Source organism: Nocardia tenerifensis NBRC 101015, from assembly GCF_000308715.1.
Classification (GTDB): domain Bacteria; phylum Actinomycetota; class Actinomycetes; order Mycobacteriales; family Mycobacteriaceae; genus Nocardia; species Nocardia tenerifensis.
This window is the reverse complement of sequence record NZ_BAGH01000397.1, coordinates 1-17178: the sequence shown is the minus strand read 5'-3', so window position 1 is coordinate 17178 and position 17178 is coordinate 1. Positions and strand designations below refer to the sequence as shown.

Below are 17178 nucleotides of genomic sequence, written 5' to 3'. Positions count from 1 at the left end.
GGGCAAGGATTCGTCGTCCTCGAGCGCCGCGGGCACCTCGGCGTCGCCGACCGCGAGCCGCCCGCCCGCGTCACCGCGCGTCGCGCCCAGCGGGATGCCGAGCGTGCCCGGCCTCGGCGGCATCGACAACCTCGGCGCGACCATGGGCACCATCACCGCCAACGACGGCGGCACGCTCACCGTCAGCACCCTGCTCGGCGCGGCGGCCACCGTGCGCACCGACGCCAATACCCAGGTCATCTCGATGTCGGGCACCAAGGTGTCCGATCTTCCCGTCGGTGACATCGTGCTGATCCAGGGCGAGAAGGGCGCGGACGGGACGATTCAAGCGAAGGTCATCATCAGCACCGCGCTGCCCGGCGGCGGAAGATGAATCGGCACCGCCGCCGCTTCGCTCGATCTCGCACGGGCTGTCGACGGACGTTGTCCGGTCGCGCCCATTAAGCTGGACCCCGATGACGGCAATGTGGTTCGGCTTGGCGGCGATCGCACTCGTGGGTGCGATCGTGCTGCTGTATTTCGATCGGATCCAGCGACAGCGGACCGGTCACGCGCGGCAGGTCTGGGCGAAATCCCAGGGCTACACGTATGTTTCGGTGGAACCCGCGCTGCCCTCGACGTGGCGGCGCGGCGCGCTGGCCAAGCTCGGCTACCTCTCCGCGGTCGACGTGGTGTCCGGCATTCGCAAGGGCGAGAAGTTCGTGCTCTTCGATCTGGAGGACGCCGCGACGCTGATCGCGGTGCGCCGCCAGATCGGCTCGGACATCGACGTCGACATGCGGCTCAAGACCGCGTCGCCGCCGAAGGACGCCGATCTCGAGCTGCTCGGCGCCATCGGCGACCGGGTGGTCTTCGCGACCAACCCGGAGATCGCCAGGCACGCCGTCGATCAGCGGATGGTGGCGTTCATCGAGACGCTGCCCGACACCGTGCAGATGCTCTGGAGCGAGGGCAACTGGACGCTGGGCATGCTGTCCATCGGCACGTCGGCGCGCGAGTGGGAGAACTCGATCGACGCGGTGCTGCGCCTGTCCGGGCTGCTGCACGTGCTTCCGCCGGTGAGCGAGCCGCGCTTCGACGGCGGCGGCCACGATCCCGGCCGGCCGCGCCCGCGCGGGCGTCAGCGTCCGGAGGAGCCCGACGCCGAGGAGCCCGACGAGGCGATCGGCGGCGCCCGGGTGCAGCCACCGCGGCTGCGTAAGGGCGAGGACTTCGACGAGGCGCCGTTCGGCGAGCCGGGCTACGACGAGGACCGCGCGCCGCTGTCCGCGCCGGACGAGCCGGAACCGCCGCGTCGTCCGTCGCTGGCCGTGGTGCCGGACGCGCGCGCGAGGGTTCGCGAGGAGCGCAGGACCGCCGACGAATGGTCGCCGGAGCGCCGCGACGACTGGTCGCCGGAGCCACGGGACACGCGCGCACCCGAGCCACGCGACAAGCGGGCACCGGAGCCGCGCGACAAGCGGGCACCGGAACGCGACGAGCCGCCCGCCGACGAGTGGACCGACGAACCGGACCGCCACGGGCCCGCGCGCGCGGACGACGCCGCGACCGAGCCGCCCGGCGGCCCGTTCCACCCCGGCTTCCGGCCGTATCAGGGACCTGTGCCGCAGTGATCGGCCCGGCCCGTGCGGCTCGTCGCCCGATCGAGCGAGGGTGACCGAGCGTATCGCGATGGCCGGTGACCGGCGGCACCTCGCCGCCCGTGCCGAGATGCGCGAGCATCGGTGCGGTGTTCACGCCGCGATTTTCCGCTCCGGCCTGACGAAGCGGCTCGACCGTGACCGGCTGGCGGCGGGCGGCGCGACACTGCCGTTTATGATCGCCGCGGTCAAGGGTTCGGTCGGCGGCGCGGACGCGATCGCCGAACGTGGCTCGACGTATTCGGCGTCCGAGGCGCCGTCGTATTCTTCACGGAAGGGGTGGCAGGTGGACTGGCGGATGGCCAGGCCCTGCGCCCAGGATTCGCGCACACCGAATGCCATGAGCGTGCCGGTATCGATGCGTCGTCGCTGCCGAAAGCCCTTGGGGCCGAGGAGCGGCCGGGTGGTTGCCGGTTCCCTGCGTGATCTGGAGAAGAGCCGGGTGCTCAGCGCGCCCGGCATGCAGTACGAAACGCTTGCCACCGTCGCCGGGATGATCCCGCGAACCCTGGCGGCCCGACCGAATCGCGGCTTGTTCACCACACGCGGAAGGACTTAGGAATGATCGACGAGGCAACCACGAACGAGTCGGCGCTCGGCGCCTCGGAGCGCTCGCGAGCCGCGGCGGCGAGCGGCGGCGCGGGTTCCGACCGGGACCGCCTGGCGGCGCTGGTGCGCGAGCTCGCCGTCGTGCACGGCAGGGTCACCCTGTCCTCCGGCAAGGAGGCCGACTACTACGTGGACCTGCGCCGCGCGACGCTGCACCACGACGCGGGGCCGCTGATCGGCAAGCTGCTGCGCGAGCTGGTCGCGGACTGGGACTTCGACGCCGTCGGCGGGCTCACCATGGGCGCCGACCCGGTCGCGCTCGCCGTCATGCACGCGCCGGGCCGCCCGATCGACGCCTTCGTCGTGCGCAAGGCCGCCAAGACCCACGGCATGCAGCGCCAGATCGAGGGGCCGAACATCGTCGGCAAGCGGGTGCTGGTGGTCGAGGACACCACGACCACCGGAAACTCCCCGCTCACCGCGGTGCGCGCGCTGCGCGACGCGGGCGCGATCGTGGTCGGCGTGGCCACCGTCGTGGACCGGGAAACCGGGGCCGACCAGGTGATCGCCGCCGAGGGGCTCGAGTATCGGTCCATCCTCGGATTGAAGGATTTGGCCCTCGGCTAGCCTGGACACCGGTCTAGTTCTTCACAGCCGAAGGGTCATCTCCAGTGGTGAGCATTGCAATCAACAAGAATCGCGACAATGTTGCGATGCTCGGTATCGGTGCCTATCGACCGCAGCGAATCGTCAGCAACGCCGAGGTGTGCGAGGTGCTCGACTCGACCCCGCAGTGGATCTACGAGCGCACCGGCATCCAGAACCGCCGCTGGATCAGCGGCGACGAGACGCTGCGGTCCATCGCGGCGGCCGCCGGGGAACGCGCGATCGTCAACAGCGGCGTCGACCGGTCCAAGATCGGCACGCTCATCCTGGCCACCTCCAGCTGGCTGATGCTGACCCCGCACGGCGCCCCGTCCGTCGCGCACGACCTCGGCATGAACGGCATCCCGGCGTTCGACCTGACCTCCGGGTGCGGCGGCTTCGGGTACGGCCTCGGCGTGGCCGCCGACCTGATCCGGGCAGGCTCGGCCGAGTATGTGCTGTTGATCGGCGCCGAGACCATGACCGTCGGACTCGACCCGACCGACCGGGGCACCGCGATGATCTTCGGTGACGGCGCGGGCGCGGTGGTGGTCGGGCCGAGCCCGGAGAACGGCATCTCGCCGACCGTGTGGGGCAGCGACGGCGAGAACGCCTCCGCCATCGCCCAGGACGTCAACTTCCTCGACTACATGGAGAAGGCCCAGGCCCTGCAGGGCACCGACCCGGCGGTCGAGCCCATCGGGCGGATGTCGCTGCGGATGGAGGGCCCACGCGTCTTCCGTTGGGCCGCAGTCACTTTGCCGCGCGCGCTGTCCACCGCGTTGGAGATGTCGGGCGTGGCCAAGGAGGACATCGAGGTGTTCGTCCCGCACCAGGCCAACGCCCGGATCAACGAGCTGATGAAGAAGAACCTCGGCCTGGCCGACGACATCCCGATGGCCAACGACATCGAGCAGACCGGCAACACCTCCGCCGCGTCGATTCCGCTGGCGATGGAGGAGATGCTGGTGACCGGCAAGGCCAAGGGCGGTCAGCTGGCGCTGCTGCTCGGCTTCGGCGCGGGGCTGAGCTACGCCGGTCAGGTCGTCACGCTGCCGCCGAAGCCGGCCGAGCCGAGCTTCAGTGTCTGATCGACGGGTGTTCCGCGGCGGGTTTCTCGCCGCGGCGGCCGTCACCGTCTACGCCGCGGCGACCGGCCGTGAGCGGCTGCAATGGGTCGCGAAACCGTTGATGATGCCGCTGCTGGCGGCAGACGTGGTCACCGAGGGGACCGGCCTCGCACCCACCGATCGCCGGGTGCTGCTCGGCTCGCTCGGCGCCGCGACGGTCGGCGACATTTTGCTCATAGATCCCGACGACGACCGCAGGTTGATCGCGGGCGCGTCCTCGTTCGCGGTCATGCAGACGGGATACACCGCCCTGTGGGCACGCAAGGGTGCGCGCCCGCGCGTCCAAGTGACGCTGCCGCGCGTCGCCGCCTGGCTCGGCGCGGCCGCCCTGCTCCGCGCGAAGGCGCCCGCCGTCGCCGCGCCGTTGACCGCCTACGGCGCGACGCTCGGCGTCGCGGGCACGCTAGCCTCGGACCCCGCACTCGCGCCGGACGCGAAAACCTTTGCGGGCCTAAACCTTCCCGGCGGCGATCCACGCAGCCGCCTCGCCCTCGGCGGCCTGCTGTTCACCGTCTCCGACGGCCTGATCGTCCTACGCCGCCTCTTCGCCCGCACCGAACGCACCCGCCACCTAGCCGAGGCCGTCATCCTGACGACCTACGCCGCCGCCCAATATTTCCTCGCGGACCCTAGGGTGCACGCGAAAGCCGTTGTCATAGAACGACAATGATGCGATCGCGGTTTGCCGGGTCTACGCGGATGGAGATGGTCTCGCCTACCGCGAGGCGGGGTTTGTCCGCCGGGTTGACGTCGAAAACTATTGTGCCGCGGTAGGTTTCCGCTCCGGGGATGGTCAGCTCCAGATCGAGTTCGGTGAGTTCGGTGTGGTGATCGGTTCGTTCGAGCGGGTGCACGCCGTGGACGGTCGCCCATCCCTCCAGTCCGTCGCGCCACAGCCGTCGATCCGCCTTGGAGGGGCGGCCGGCCAGCATCATGCCGACTCCGACGCAGGTGCCGAACACCCCGACCAGCGCCACGATCTGATACGGCAGCGTCCCGGGGGGCGTGTGCTGCACGACCCACCCCAACCACAGGCCGAGCACCACCAGGTACCCGGCCGTCACGGCGAGCACCGTACGCAATATTCGCGCGTGATCCATCCCAGCCTCCACCCCAGCTGTCGGATCTTCAGAATAGGCCCGGTGCGGCACTGACGTGCGCAAATCGGTCCGGCGCCCGGGTTCAGCCCTTGAGTCGCAGGACCGCGAGGACGCGGCGGTGGTGGGTGTCCGACGGCGGCAGGTCGAGCTTGGTGAAGATATTGCCGATGTGCTTCTCCACGGCGCGTTCGGTCACGCTGAGCGAGGTCGCGATGGCGTTGTTGGACAGGCCCTGCGCCATGAGCTCGAGCACCTCGCGCTCGCGCGGGGTGAGCCGGGTCAGGGAATCCTGCTGGCGGGACGCGCCCATCAATTGACTCACCACCTCGGGGTCGAGTGCGGTGCCGCCGGTGGCGACACGGTGGAGGGCGTCGACGAAATCGCGGACGTCGGCCACCCGGTCCTTGAGCAGGTAGCCGACGCCGCTCGCGCCGCCGGCGAGAAGCTCGGTGGCGTAACGGGTCTCGACCCACTGGGAGAAGACGAGCACGCCGGTCATCGGGTACTTGCGGCGCAGCTCGATGGCGGCCAGCAGACCCTCGTCGGTGAAGCTCGGCGGCATGCGCACGTCGACCACGGCGACGTCGGGATTGTGCAGGCCGACCACGTCGCTCAGGGTCGTCGCGTCGCCGATCATGGCGACCACCTCGTGACCGCGCTCGGTCAGCAGCCCGGCGAGCCCGTCCCGCAGGATCGCGCTGTCCTCGGCGATCACGATGCGCAGCGACTCGGTCACCGCGAGCCGTCCTTCGGCAGCAGAATGGTCACCACGGTGGGCCCGCCGGCCGGGCTCTGCACGGTGAGGGTGCCGTCGACGGTGCGCGCCCGCGCCGCCAGGCCGGAAAGCCCACTGCCGGCGGCGAGTTCACCGGGGGTGGGTTGCAGCACGCCGCCGATTCCGTTGTCCCGCACGGTGACCGCGATGGTGCGAGAGTCCGTCGGCACCACCGAGATCCAGGCCCGGGTGGCGTTCGCGTGCTTGACGACGTTGGTGAGCAGCTCGGCCACCGAGAAGTAGGCGATCGCCTCGACCGCCGGACTCGGTCGTTGCGGCAGGTGCACCCGCAGCTCCACCGGCACCGAGCTGCGCGCGGCCAGGGTCTCCAGCGCCGGGCCGAGGCCGAGTTCCAGTGCGGGCGGGTGGATTCCGCGCACCAGCTCGCGCAGCTCGGTCAGCGCCTCCTTGGAGCTGGCGTGCGCGTCGGCGATCAGGTCACGCGGGTCGCCGCCGGCGGAGAGCCGGTCCTCCGCGCGGCCGAGCGCCATGGCGATGGTGACCAGTCGGGCCTGGGTGCCGTCGTGCAGGTCGCGCTCGAGCCGGCGCAGCGTGGCCGTCGAGTCGTCGACCGCCGCCTGCCTGCCCTGCTGTAGCTCGACGATCCGCCGATCGCCCGCCGTCGCGCTCAGCAACGCGATGGCCAGCAGCCGATGAATCCAGCACACGCCGCGCAGCAGCCACGGCATCGCGAAGCAGGCGACGATGCCGACCGCGGCGAAGCCGAGCACCCTGGGCCAGGTGTCGATGTAGAAGCCGTCACCGAACTGGGCCATCGAATGATGTTCCACGCCTTGGGAATCGACATTGGGCGGGTGGAAGAGCACCCACGGGATCGGCGACAGCGCGATGAACGCCGCCGTCGCGACCAGCAGGAGCACCAGCCAGCCCACCACGACGCCGAGCACGGCCTGCGCGAGCAGGTACAGCGCCGCCCGCCAGCTGGCCCGATCGGTGAACGCGCCCTTGACGAACCCGATCAATCCCGGCTCGGGCCGAAACGGCGGCGGCGGTGTCAGCTGGGCGTCGAGCAGGTCCTTGGCCAGCGCCCGATAGATCCGGGCCCAGGTCCGGCCGCCGAGCAGGATGACCGCCAGGATCGGCACGCCGATGATGGTGAGCGAGATCGCCAGGCCGCCGCCCCAGCCGAGGTACATGTACGCCACCGCGAGGCAGCCGAGGACGAACACGGTGAACACGTAGACGAGTTCTTTCCAGGCGCGGGCCTGGAACGGGGCGCGGAGCACGGCGCGGGCCACCCGCCCGGCGGTCCGCCCGGATTCGGCGGGCCCCGGGTCGAGCACGAGGGTGGGTTCGACGGATGTCTCGGTCATAACTTCCATGGTCGTCGGCGCGGCGGCGGTATTCGATGGAGCTGACCGCCGGATGGATGGTGTAGCCAGCTACACCAACTACTATCCAGCTGATGACCTATCCGCCGCAGCAGCCACCGTACGGCTACCCAGCCTACGGGGCCTACGGACCGCCGCCGGAGCACCCGCAGGCCACCATGATTCTCATCCTGGGCATTCTCGGCCTGGTGTTCTGCCAGATCCTCGGCCCGGTCGCCTGGGTGATGGGCAGGCGGGCGCTCAACGAGATCGACGCCGCCGGCGGTGCGCTGGGCGGTCGCTCGAACGTCATGGTCGGTTACGTCTGCGGGATCATCGCCTCGGTGATGATCATCCTCGGCCTGCTGTTCATCGCGCTGTTCGTCGTACTCGGGCTCGTCGGCGTCTGGAGTAGCAGCAGCTACTGATCCATCCGGCCGCATGCGGGTGCGCCCGCGGGCGGAATTAGCATCGTCGGAGTGAATCACCCAGCGCCGGACGCGGCGGAGCAGGACCCGCCGGGCCCCACCGAGTGGGGCGAGCACCCGCACGGCGTCGGGCCGTGGGCCGCCGAGCACGCCGACCCCCGCCGGACGACCCGAGGCTGGACCCCGAACTGCTGCTGGGCGGCGATCGCCGCAACGTCGTCGACGCCTACCGGTACTGGACCCGCGAGGCCATCGTCGCCGACATCGACCGGCGCAGGCACCCGTTCCACGTCGCCATCGAGAATTTCGGTCACGACGCCAACATCGGCACGGTGGTCCGCACGGCCAACGCCTTCGCCGCGGCGGCCGTGCACATCGTCGGCCGGAAGCGGTGGAATCGCCGCGGCGCCATGGTGACCGATCGTTACCAGCGCATCGAGCACCACGCGAGCGTCGCCGAGTTGCTGGAGTTCGCCGGGCGCGCGGGGCTCACCGTGGTCGCCGTCGACAATGTGCCGGGCTCGGTCGCCATCGAGACCGCCGAGCTGCCCCGCGACTGCCTGCTGCTGTTCGGACAGGAGGGCCCCGGCGTCACCGAGCACGCGAAAGACGCGGCGGCCATGACGGTTTCGATCGCGCAGTTCGGCTCCACCCGCAGCATCAACGCGGGCGTGGCCGCGGGCATCGCCATGCACGCCTGGATCCGCAGGCACGCCGACCTCTCCGACGCGTGGTAGCCCGGCGGTGTCTTCTCGTCCCAGACCTTGGCGACATCGGTCACACTCGATCTATAGTCCGAGAACAAATACACATCGCTTGTGTAACAAATCGGGCGCGGAAATCCCGGCGGGGCTGGCACCATTGACCCATGACCACGCGGAGGGCACAGGACCCGCGACGAACGACACCGCGATCGCTGGGTGAACGCTCGCACGCCGGCCGGGATGCCGCCGCGACGCCCGCGCTGTGGTCCGAACGCGCGGACATGGCGGAGTCGGCGATCGTGTCCCGGCATCTGCGGGCGCTGTGGGCACTGCCGGGGACGCAGCTGGGTGTCGTCGGATGGCCGGCCACCCGGCGCGAGCGCGCGTTCGGGTCCTGGCACTACTGGTGGCAGGCGCACCTGGTCGACTGCGCGGTCGACGCCGCCAACCGCGTGCCGACTCCGGTGCGGCGCAAGCGAATCGCCGCGATCGCGCGCTCACACCGCATCCGCAACATCACCGGCTGGACCAACAAGTACTACGACGATATGGCCTGGCTGGCCATCGCGCTCGAGCGGGCGGAGCGGACCGCGGGCGTCACCGAGGCGCGCGGCGGGCTGATCGCGCTGGAGAAGCCGCTCTACGACGGCTTCGATCCCACGGTCGGCGCCCTGCCGTGGCGCATCGGCTCCGACTACTACAACGCGCCCGCCAACGGCCCGGCCGCCATCGCGCTGCTGCGACTAGGACGGCAGGCGCGGGCGCAGGACATGGCCGACTGGCTGGACACGACGCTGCGCGACCCGGAGACGGGCCTGATCCTCGACGGCATCCACCTGCCCGCCGGCGAGATCGAGCGGCCGGTGTTCAGCTACTGCCAGGGCGTCGTGCTCGGGCTGGAGACCGAACTCGCGGTGCACACCGGGGAATCCCGGCACATCGAGCGGGTGCACCGATTACTCATGGCCGTCGAGGAGCACCTGACCACCCGCGGCGTCATCAACGGCGGCGGGGGCGGCGACGGCGGTCTCTTCAACGGCATTCTGGCCCGCTACCTCGCGGTGGTCGCGCTGATGCTGCCCGGCGACGACAAGGAGCGCGAGGCGGATCGACGGGCCGCCGCGGCGATCGTGCGCGCGTCCGCGTCGGCGGCGTGGGCCAACCGGCTCGAGGTGGAGGGCGAACCACTGTTCGGCCATAACTGGAGTACACCGGCGACGCTGCCGAGCGGCATCGCGGGTGCGGGCCGGTTCACCGCAGGCGGCTCGGTGACCTCGTCCAGGGTGCCCGAGCGTGACCTCTCGGTGCAGCTGTCCGGCTGGATGCTGATGGAGGCCGCCTACCAGGTCAGCGCCGCCGGGCTGTAATCAGGACTCTGACTTGGCTTTTGCCGCGGACAGCGGCGGCAGATACTCGCTGACCAGCGTCCGGTGCCACCACACCCGGTCCCGCAGCAACTCCCGTCGCGTCGTGAACCGGTATTCGTACAGGCGCGCACGCACGTACTTCGGCGGCGTCTCGCCGAACGGGTTGTGGCGCAGCAGGCGCAGCGTCGCCCGATCGTTGCGCAGCAGCCGCTCGATGAACGGCAACAACCACGGCCGCGCGTAGGCCGGCGATATCGCGGCGAACCACAGCAGCCAGTCCAGCCGCAGATGGTAGGGCGCCCACTGGCGCGGCAGTCGCCGCGGATCGCCCGGCTTGCCCTTGAACTCGTACTCCCGCCAGACGGTGTGCTCGGTGAGTTCGGCCTCGTCGGTGCCCTCGAACACCACCTCCGCGCGCGTGCGCCCGATGCTGCCGAACGCGCCGTAGGTGCTGACGAGGTGATAAGCGTTGAACGACATGTTCATTCGCTGACCGCTGGAGAGCATATTGCGCACCGGCCAGTAACTGAGCGCCACCACGAGCAGGGTGCACGCGATCACCATGCCCGCGAACCACATCGGCGCCTCCGGTTGCGCGGGTGGCTCGGGCAGCGGCAGGACCTTCGCGGCCAGCGATCCGTCGATCACGGTGAGCGCCAATAGGATCGTCACCCAGTTCAGCCAAGCGAAGTTGCCGGAGAGCACCAGCCACAGCTGGGTGAGCACCACGATCGCCGCGGCGACGCTCGCCACCGGCTGCGGCGCGAAAAGCCCGAAGGGCACGACCAATTGGGCGAAGTGGTTGGCCGCCACCTCGATTCGGTGCAGCGGCCGCGGCAGATGGTGGAACAACCAGCTCAGCGGCCCCGGCATCGGCTGCGTCTCGTGGTGGTAGTACAGGCAGGTGAGGTCGCGCCAGCAGGAGTCGCCGCGCAGCTTGATCAGCCCCGCGCCGAACTCCACCCGGAACAGCAGCCAGCGCGCCAGCCACAGCGCCAGCACCGGCGGCGCCGTCCGGTCGTTGCCGAGAAAGATCGCCAGGAATCCGGCCTCGAGCAGCAGTGACTCCCAGCCGAACCCATACCACCGTTGCCCGACATTGACGATCGACAGATACGCCGCCCACAGCAGCGTCCACATCGCCATTGCGGCCCACAGCGGTACCAGGCCGCCGACCCCGGCGACCAGGGCGGCCGACAAGCCGACCCCCGACCACGCGACGACGGCGAAGAACCGATCGGAGTAGTGGAACTGAAAAACGCTCGGCGCCAACCGGAACGGCGTGCGCCGCAGAAACGCCGGCACCGGCAGCATGCCCCGCTCGCCGATCAGCGCCCGGAACTGCACGGCCGCGCCGAGGAAGGCGATCAGATAGACGACCGCCAACCCACGCTGGAAGACCAGCCTGCTCAGCCAGTATTCGGGTGCCGTGAACCAGTCCATGCCCGCAGCTCCTCGGATTGCTCCATCGGCTGCGTACCCTGGCCCGGGCGGCGGGAAACCCGGTGGTCAGTTCTCCGTGTCGCGCACGCCGCTCGGGGCGGTCTCGAGCTCGAACTCCTCCGCAGGCTTGGCCATCTCCTGCCGGTAGTGCCGGATTCCCAGCACCGTGCCGATGATCAGGCCGAGCACCAGCGTGCCGATCACGATGGGCATCAACCACGGCACCCGGTCGAGGAAGCCGCCCGCGTAGTAGCCGATGAGCAGCAGCACCGGCGCCCAGATGATCGCGCCGATGGTGCTGGCCACGGTGAACTTGCGGTGATCCATGCCCGCCGCGCCCGCGACCGTCGGGCACAGCGTGCGCACCCACGGAATCCAGCGGGCGACGAGCACCGCGACGAACCCGTGCCGCTCCAGCAGTTCGGTGACTCGCTGCAGGTTGCGGGTGTTGATGTAGCGGCCGTTCTTGCGCGCGACCAGGCGATGCCCGGTTCGCGCCCCGATCACGTAGCCGACCTGATTGCCCGCGATGGCCGCCAGCATGGTGCCGACCGACAGCGCCCACACCTGCGGCTCGCCCGAGGCGTTGGACGCCATCACGATGCCCGCGGTGATCAACATGGAGTCACCGGGTAGGAAGAGCCCGAGAATGACCGCGCACTCGATGAAGACAAAGGCAAGTACCACTGTCCAGACGAGCGCGGGCCCCGCTGACATCAGCGGATCGAAATTGCCCACTGCCAGGGGCGAGGACGCCGCGTTCACGAGCTCAGCGGGTCGGCTCGTTCGTCGAGACGGTCAGCTCGGCTTCTTGCCGGGCCGCCGGCCGCGCGCCACGGTTGAGCAGTTTCTTGGCCACCGCGACGATGCCGGGCAGCACGGAGACGAGCACGATGAGCAGGAAGATCGCCTCGACGTGATCGCGGATGAAGGCGACATTGCCGAGGAAGTAGCCCAGCACGGTGACGCCGCCGCCCCACAGCACCGCGCCGACGATGTCGAACGCGACGAACTTGCGGTAGTCCATCTTGGACACGCCCGCGAGCACCGGCATGAACGTGCGCACGATCGGCACGAACCGGGCCAGGATGATGGTCTTGGGCCCGTGCTTCTCGAAGAACGCGTGCGTCTCGGTCACGTAGTGCTTCTTGAAGAAGCGGGTGTCTTCCTTGTGGAACAGCGCGGGCCCGATCGCCCGGCCGATCCAATAGCCGCTCTGGTCGCCGGCGAACGCGATCACCATCACGGCGGGCAGCAGCAGCCAGATCGACACCGGCGGATTCGCCTGCGCCGCGAGCAATCCGCCGGTGAACAGCAGCGAATCGCCGGGCAGGATCGGGAACAGCAGGCCGGTCTCGATGAAGACGATCGCCAGGATCGCCGGGAGCACCGCGTTCTTGAGCCACGTCTCCGTGAGCAGGTGCATCGGGTCCAGCAACTCTTTGATTGCGAGGTTGCTCGTCACCGATTCTGTCGCTGCCAGCAGAATCACGCGGTCTCCTGTTCTGGATACGGCCGGCCCGTTCGCTTGCCATCGCATCGGAAGCTGCCAGCGTAATTACCGGGCCCACAGTACCGGGTTCGGCTGAGAAACCCCGCGCTGTGCGCGAAACTCCCCGACCGGTCACCCGGCGGTCGCGCGCCGATCACCGGCCGGTCACTCGCGCGGGCAGCGCACCGGCCTCCCTGGATACCAGGCGAAACACCGCTGTCCTAGTGTGGTGGCTGACAAAATAGGTCTTTGCCGCAACAAACACGGAGGTCTTACTGTGCCCATCGCGACTCCGGAGGTCTACGCCGAGATGCTCGGTCGGGCCAAAGCGCACTCCTTTGCCTTCCCCGCCATCAACTGCACGTCGTCGGAGACGATCAACGCGGCCATCAAGGGTTTCGCGGACGCGGGTAGCGACGGCATCATCCAGTTCTCCACCGGCGGCGCCGAATTCGGCTCCGGCCTTGGCGTGAAGGACATGGTGACCGGCGCGGTCGCGCTGGCGGAGTTCGCGCACGTGGTCGCCGCGAAGTACGACGTCACCATCGCGCTGCACACCGACCACTGCCCCAAGGACAAGCTGGACGGTTTCGTCCGCCCGCTGATCGCCATCTCCCAGGAGCGGGTGAACAACGGCCAGGCGCCGCTGTTCCAGTCGCACATGTGGGACGGCTCGGCCATCCCGATCGACGAGAACCTCGAGATCGCCAAGGAACTGCTGAAGGCGTGCGCGCAGGCCCACATCATCCTCGAGGCCGAGATCGGCGTCGTCGGCGGTGAGGAGGACGGCGTCGAGGCCGAGATCAACGACAAGCTCTACACCTCGCCCGCGGACTTCGAGAAGACCATCGACGCGCTCGGCGCGGGCGAGAACGGCAAGTACCTGCTCGCCGCGACGTTCGGCAACGTGCACGGCGTGTACAAGCCGGGCAACGTCAAGCTCCGGCCCGAGGTGCTGGCCGAGGGCCAGCGGGTGGCCGCGGCCAAGCTGGGCCTGAGCGCGGACGCGCAGCCGTTCGACTTCGTCTTCCACGGCGGTTCCGGCTCGCTGAAGTCCGAGATCGAGGACTCGCTGCGCTATGGCGTGGTGAAGATGAACGTCGACACCGACACCCAGTACGCGTTCACCCGCCCGATCTCGGCCCACATGTTCACCAACTACGACGGTGTGCTGAAGATCGACGGCGAGGTCGGCAACAAGAAGGTCTACGACCCGCGCAGCTACCTCAAGAAGGCCGAAACCTCGATGGCGGCGCGTGTCACCGAGGCATGCAATGATCTGAAGTCCGCGGGAAGGTCGATCAGCGCCTGACCCATCATCAACCCACCGGGGGCTCGACAGCTCATGTGTCTGGATGTGCGCGTGCTCGGGCCCGTCCGGTTGCTCGTCGGCGGTGAGCCGGTGGCGGTCGGCGGGCCGAAGCCGCGGGCGCTGTTGGCCGCGCTCACCGTGAATCGACGGCGCGCGGTGTCGTCGGCCGCGCTGGCCGACATGGTGTGGAACGAGGATCCACCCGACTCCTACGCCGCCAGCCTGCAGGTATTCGTCTCGAATATCCGTAAGGCGCTGCGTAATTCGGGCGTGGATCCGGCGACGGTGCTGCGCACCGAGTCCTCCGGCTATCGCCTCGAGGTGGCCGAGTCCGCGTGTGATCTCGGGCGTTTCGAGGCGAGCAGGGAGGCGGGCAGCCGGGCGGCAGCGCTCGGCGACCACGCAGGCGCGGCCCAGCTCTACGGGGCCGCGCTGCGCGAATGGAGCGGGCGGGCGCTGGCCGACCTGTCCGGCCTGCAGTTCGCCGACGGCTTCGCCACCGCGATGGACGAGGAGCGCCTCGCCGTCGCCTCGGCCCGCATCGACGCCGAAATCGCCTGCGGGCGAGCCGCGTCGGTCATCGGCGAGCTGGTCGCGATGACCGGCGAGCATCCGCTGCGCGAGCCGCTGTGGGGTCAGCTGATCACCGCCCTGTACCTGTCCGGCCGCCAGGCCGACGCGCTGGACGCGTGCCGGCGGGTGCGGACCGTGCTCGCCGAGGAGCTCGGCATCGACCCCGGCCCGGCGCTGATCGAGCTGGAACACCGGGTGCTGCGCCAGGAGCCCCTCGGCGCGGTCGAGCACCGGGAGGTCGAGCGGATGGCCGCGGCGATGACCGAGACCGTCACCGAGGCGCCCAGCACGGTGCGCAGCGGGCGGCTACACCTGCCGGACGGCCGGGTGGTCTCGATCGCGCAGGGCGGCCTGCGAATCGGCCGGATGACCGACAACGACCTGGTCCTCGACGACCCGAAGGCCAGCAGGTATCACGCGCACATCATGCCGAGCCGGGCCGGGCTGCTGATCAAGGATCTGCACTCGGCCAACGGCGTGTACGTCAACGACGAACCGATCGAGAACGGCGCGCTGCTCGCCGACGGCGACCAGATCCGCATCGGCGCAACGATGTTGATCTTCCAGGCCGTGCTGTAGTCACTCGTTGCAGGCGTAGCCGTCGCCGTCCCGGTCGAGCATCGGGTTGTACTGCGGCAGGCCGCGGTAGATCGGACCGGCGTGGGCGGCGCGCGCCTCTTCGCAGGTGGTGTAGACCTTTCGCTTCTTCTCCGGCTTGGCGTCCGGGTCCGGCAGCGAATCCGGGCGGGCGACGAAGGCGGCGGACGGGGACTCGGCGACGGCGGTCGGCGGCGCCAGGGTGAGGGCGCCGAGCACGAGACACGCGGCGTCGACCGCGGGCGTCACGCGGCGGATCATGGAATAGCTCACGCCATCCATCCTGCGCTCGATCGGCGCCGCCGTGGGGTGTGAATTTTTCGCGCGATCTTGCCGGGTGCTCGAAAACCGGCTGGGATATGGGACTTCGAGCCAGTCCTAGGCCAGCCGTACCTCCGCGATGGCCCGCCCGAACAACTTTCGGCCCTCGGCGACGCCGTTGAGCACGAGGGTCGCGCCGCGGGCGGCCGGGTCGAGCGACTTGATCCGGCCCGTGAAGTCCACGGTGCTCGCGGCGTCCGCAGTCACCGGGACGAAGCCGGCGAAGCGCACGCTGAACTTCTCGATGGCGGTCGGGTCGCCGAGCCACGACGTCAGGTAGTCGCAGGCCAGGCCCATGGTCAGCATGCCGTGCGCGACCACCGTCGGCAGCCCGGCCAGCCGGGCGGCGTGGTCGCTGAAGTGGATCGGGTTGGCGTCGCCGGACACGCCCGCGTAGTTGGCCAGGTCGCCGCGGGTGAGCCGGAAGGAACCGGCGGGCAGCCGGTCGCCGACGGCGAGCCGGTCGAACTCCGGCAGCGTGTGCACCGGCGCGATCTCGCGATCGGCGGCCGGGGCGGGCAGCTCGCCGGCGCCGAGCGGGATCAGGGCCGAAACAGCTGCGGTAGTGGGGGATTCGACCACCTTGCCGTGCATCATGATGTTGTCGACCACCTCGGTGAGACTCGGGTCCACCTCGGCGCCGCGGCGCGCCACGATGGTGGTCGAGCCGACGAGGGCGAGCTCGCCGTGCTGGTTCACCAGGGCGGAGCGGACGACGATGAAGTCGTTGTCGCCGAACCGGCGGACGGACTCGATCAGGATCTCGCTGGTGAGCCGGTCGCCGGCGAGGACGGGCCGGTAAGCCTGGAACACCTGGTCGGTCTGCAGCATCTGCGAGAGGTCGTACTCGGTGAGCACCGATTCGAGCAGCGCGCGGGTGCCGGCCGCGCCGATGACCGACGCGAAGGTCGGCGGGGCGATGACGCCGTCGTGGCCGAGCTTGCGCGCGTCGGCCTCCCGATGATGCGCGCCGTGGCGATTCTGCACCGCCCGCGCGAATTCGCGGATCTTCTCCCGGCCGACCTCGTAGTGGTCGCGGACGCGGAACCGCTGCCCGGCGGGCGTCGCCGTTTGTCGCGCGTCATCAATTTCGAGCGCCATCGTCTGTTCCGTGCCCATGATGCGGTCACGCTACTAATGAACAGGACCGTTGACCAGTCGAGTGTGAGCAGCGCTACCGGTCATAGATGCGGAATTGCTATGGCGTTCGCCTGTTCTTCATTTGCAGGCTCAGGATGGGTTTCGACAGTGTAAAGGCGCGATGCTCATCGGCTATGACAGAGTTCGGCTGCCCGCTGAGCGGACAGCCGAACGTGCTCGAATTCGCAGCGCCGATTACTGCGCGCCGCTCGGCGGGTCACAGACCTTCCAGCCGTTGTCGGTCTCCTGGAGGTCGAAGGTGCGCGCGGAGCGCTTGTTCGGGTCGGCCTCGGTATACACCGTCGCCTGCGCGATCGCGGTCTTGTCGGTGATCCGGATGGCGTCGACGCCGTCCACCACCGGGATGGTGCGCCGATCCATCGACAGCTTGTGCACGCCGGCGAACTGGTCGGCGGGGATGCCCTGATAGAAGTCGTGCAGCGGGCCACAGGTCGTGCTGCGCAGGGTGTTCAGATCGCCGGTCTTCAAGGCCTGCGTGTAGTCGGTGATGGCGGCGCGCACCTGGTTCTCCGGCGAGTTGTCGTCGGAGTTGACGAACACCGCGACGCTCACCGCGATCAGCGCGACCACCACGACGGCGGCGCCGGCCACCGCGAGCAGCCATCGCTTC

At 69.5% G+C, this 17178-nt stretch carries 19 protein-coding genes and 1 pseudogene; 11 read left to right on the top strand and 9 right to left on the bottom strand.

Annotated features, from left to right (window positions below; all coding sequences use genetic code 11):
* Positions 1–103: 103 nt before the first annotated feature.
* From ON39_RS31565 to ON39_RS31540, 6 genes are all read left to right on the top strand, one after another.
* Positions 104–373: a DUF5666 domain-containing protein gene (locus ON39_RS31565; protein WP_255219315.1), complete on the top strand. Its 270-nt coding sequence runs from the start codon at positions 104–106 to the stop codon at positions 371–373.
* Positions 374–455: 82 nt separating this feature from the next.
* A complete protein-coding gene (locus ON39_RS31560) occupies positions 456–1613 on the top strand; it encodes a TtfA family protein (protein ID WP_246002883.1) in 1158 nt (385 codons plus the stop codon).
* 58 nt (positions 1614–1671) lie between these two features.
* Positions 1672–2199 carry a hypothetical protein gene (locus tag ON39_RS31555; RefSeq protein ID WP_174412587.1) on the top strand — a complete coding sequence of 176 codons (528 nt, stop codon included), beginning with the start codon at positions 1672–1674 and terminating at the stop codon, positions 2197–2199.
* Positions 2200–2201: 2 nt separating this feature from the next.
* The gene (pyrE, locus tag ON39_RS31550) at positions 2202–2816 is read left to right on the top strand and encodes an orotate phosphoribosyltransferase (protein ID WP_246002882.1); all 615 of its coding nucleotides are present in this window, start codon (positions 2202–2204) and stop codon (positions 2814–2816) included.
* 44 nt (positions 2817–2860) lie between these two features.
* The gene (locus ON39_RS31545) at positions 2861–3925 is read left to right on the top strand and encodes a beta-ketoacyl-ACP synthase 3 (protein ID WP_040739704.1); all 1065 of its coding nucleotides are present in this window, start codon (positions 2861–2863) and stop codon (positions 3923–3925) included.
* Positions 3918–4634 carry a lysoplasmalogenase family protein gene (locus tag ON39_RS31540; protein WP_051187379.1) on the top strand — a complete coding sequence of 239 codons (717 nt, stop codon included), beginning with the start codon at positions 3918–3920 and terminating at the stop codon, positions 4632–4634. Before ON39_RS31545 ends, ON39_RS31540 begins: the two co-directional genes overlap by 8 nt.
* Here ON39_RS31540 and ON39_RS31535 read toward each other — a convergent pair.
* The 3 genes from ON39_RS31535 to ON39_RS31525 all read right to left on the bottom strand — a co-directional run bounded on the left by ON39_RS31535 (position 4618) and on the right by ON39_RS31525 (position 7173).
* Entirely contained in the window at positions 4618–5064 is a 447-nt protein-coding gene (locus ON39_RS31535) for a hypothetical protein (RefSeq protein ID WP_040739702.1), read from the bottom strand. The genes ON39_RS31540 and ON39_RS31535 overlap by 17 nt on opposite strands.
* Positions 5065–5146: 82 nt before the next feature.
* Positions 5147–5800 (bottom strand): LuxR C-terminal-related transcriptional regulator, encoded by a 654-nt coding sequence (locus tag ON39_RS31530; RefSeq protein WP_174412586.1) that lies wholly within the window; start codon positions 5798–5800, stop codon positions 5147–5149.
* Positions 5797–7173: a sensor histidine kinase gene (locus ON39_RS31525; protein ID WP_083894809.1), complete on the bottom strand. Its 1377-nt coding sequence runs from the start codon at positions 7171–7173 to the stop codon at positions 5797–5799. Before ON39_RS31525 ends, ON39_RS31530 begins: the two co-directional genes overlap by 4 nt.
* Before the next feature lie 92 nt (positions 7174–7265).
* Between ON39_RS31525 and ON39_RS31520 the strand changes: the two genes are divergently transcribed.
* From ON39_RS31520 to ON39_RS31510, 3 genes and pseudogenes are all read left to right on the top strand, one after another.
* The gene (locus tag ON39_RS31520) at positions 7266–7598 is read left to right on the top strand and encodes a hypothetical protein (RefSeq protein ID WP_040739700.1); all 333 of its coding nucleotides are present in this window, start codon (positions 7266–7268) and stop codon (positions 7596–7598) included.
* A gap of 51 nt (positions 7599–7649) precedes the next feature.
* Positions 7650–8335 (top strand): annotated as a pseudogene (locus ON39_RS31515) (TrmH family RNA methyltransferase).
* A 248-nt stretch (positions 8336–8583) separates the two neighbouring features.
* Positions 8584–9669 (top strand): glycoside hydrolase family 76 protein, encoded by a 1086-nt coding sequence (locus ON39_RS31510; protein WP_040739708.1) that lies wholly within the window; start codon positions 8584–8586, stop codon positions 9667–9669.
* Here ON39_RS31510 and ON39_RS31505 read toward each other — a convergent pair whose 3' ends face one another.
* From ON39_RS31505 to ON39_RS31495, 3 genes are all read right to left on the bottom strand, one after another.
* Positions 9670–11112, bottom strand: a complete 1443-nt coding sequence (locus ON39_RS31505; RefSeq protein ID WP_040739699.1) for a lipase maturation factor family protein — start codon at positions 11110–11112, stop codon at positions 9670–9672.
* Between the two features lie 66 nt (positions 11113–11178).
* A complete protein-coding gene (locus ON39_RS31500; protein ID WP_051187381.1) occupies positions 11179–11829 on the bottom strand; it encodes a DedA family protein in 651 nt (216 codons plus the stop codon).
* Positions 11830–11881: 52 nt separating this feature from the next.
* A complete protein-coding gene (locus ON39_RS31495; protein WP_246002915.1) occupies positions 11882–12538 on the bottom strand; it encodes a DedA family protein in 657 nt (218 codons plus the stop codon).
* Between the two features lie 343 nt (positions 12539–12881).
* On the opposite strand from ON39_RS31495, the gene fbaA reads away from it, so the two are divergent.
* Together fbaA and ON39_RS31485 are read left to right on the top strand one after the other, a co-directional pair.
* Positions 12882–13916: a class II fructose-bisphosphate aldolase gene (gene fbaA, locus ON39_RS31490; protein ID WP_040739697.1), complete on the top strand. Its 1035-nt coding sequence runs from the start codon at positions 12882–12884 to the stop codon at positions 13914–13916.
* A 33-nt stretch (positions 13917–13949) separates the two neighbouring features.
* A complete protein-coding gene (locus ON39_RS31485; RefSeq protein ID WP_040739696.1) occupies positions 13950–15068 on the top strand; it encodes a BTAD domain-containing putative transcriptional regulator in 1119 nt (372 codons plus the stop codon).
* On the opposite strand, the gene ON39_RS31480 is transcribed toward ON39_RS31485, so the two are convergent.
* From ON39_RS31480 to ON39_RS31470, 3 genes are all read right to left on the bottom strand, one after another.
* Positions 15069–15359, bottom strand: coding sequence for an excalibur calcium-binding domain-containing protein (locus tag ON39_RS31480; protein WP_246002881.1), 291 nt, complete (start codon positions 15357–15359; stop codon positions 15069–15071). It lies immediately after the preceding gene.
* A 105-nt stretch (positions 15360–15464) separates the two neighbouring features.
* Positions 15465–16526 carry a fused (3R)-hydroxyacyl-ACP dehydratase subunits HadA/HadB gene (locus ON39_RS31475; RefSeq protein WP_040739694.1) on the bottom strand — a complete coding sequence of 354 codons (1062 nt, stop codon included), beginning with the start codon at positions 16524–16526 and terminating at the stop codon, positions 15465–15467.
* Positions 16527–16742: 216 nt separating this feature from the next.
* Positions 16743–17178: Rv0361 family membrane protein (locus ON39_RS31470; RefSeq protein WP_040739692.1), on the bottom strand; the 436-nt coding region annotated here is incomplete at its 5' end.

Coding starts and splice junctions, on each gene's coding strand:
- ON39_RS31520 (WP_040739700.1), top strand. CDS start 7,266: ATGACCTATCCGCCGCAGCAGCCACCGTACGGCTACCCAGCCTACGGG.
- ON39_RS31495 (WP_246002915.1), bottom strand. CDS start 12,538: ATGCACCTGCTCACGGAGACGTGGCTCAAGAACGCGGTGCTCCCGGCG.
- ON39_RS31475 (WP_040739694.1), bottom strand. CDS start 16,526: ATGGGCACGGAACAGACGATGGCGCTCGAAATTGATGACGCGCGACAA.
- ON39_RS31535 (WP_040739702.1), bottom strand. CDS start 5,064: ATGGATCACGCGCGAATATTGCGTACGGTGCTCGCCGTGACGGCCGGG.
- ON39_RS31500 (WP_051187381.1), bottom strand. CDS start 11,829: ATGTCAGCGGGGCCCGCGCTCGTCTGGACAGTGGTACTTGCCTTTGTC.
- ON39_RS31525 (WP_083894809.1), bottom strand. CDS start 7,173: ATGACCGAGACATCCGTCGAACCCACCCTCGTGCTCGACCCGGGGCCC.
- pyrE (WP_246002882.1), top strand. CDS start 2,202: ATGATCGACGAGGCAACCACGAACGAGTCGGCGCTCGGCGCCTCGGAG.
- ON39_RS31505 (WP_040739699.1), bottom strand. CDS start 11,112: ATGGACTGGTTCACGGCACCCGAATACTGGCTGAGCAGGCTGGTCTTC.
- ON39_RS31485 (WP_040739696.1), top strand. CDS start 13,950: ATGTGTCTGGATGTGCGCGTGCTCGGGCCCGTCCGGTTGCTCGTCGGC.
- ON39_RS31560 (WP_246002883.1), top strand. CDS start 456: ATGACGGCAATGTGGTTCGGCTTGGCGGCGATCGCACTCGTGGGTGCG.
- ON39_RS31510 (WP_040739708.1), top strand. CDS start 8,584: ATGGCGGAGTCGGCGATCGTGTCCCGGCATCTGCGGGCGCTGTGGGCA.
- ON39_RS31555 (WP_174412587.1), top strand. CDS start 1,672: ATGGCCGGTGACCGGCGGCACCTCGCCGCCCGTGCCGAGATGCGCGAG.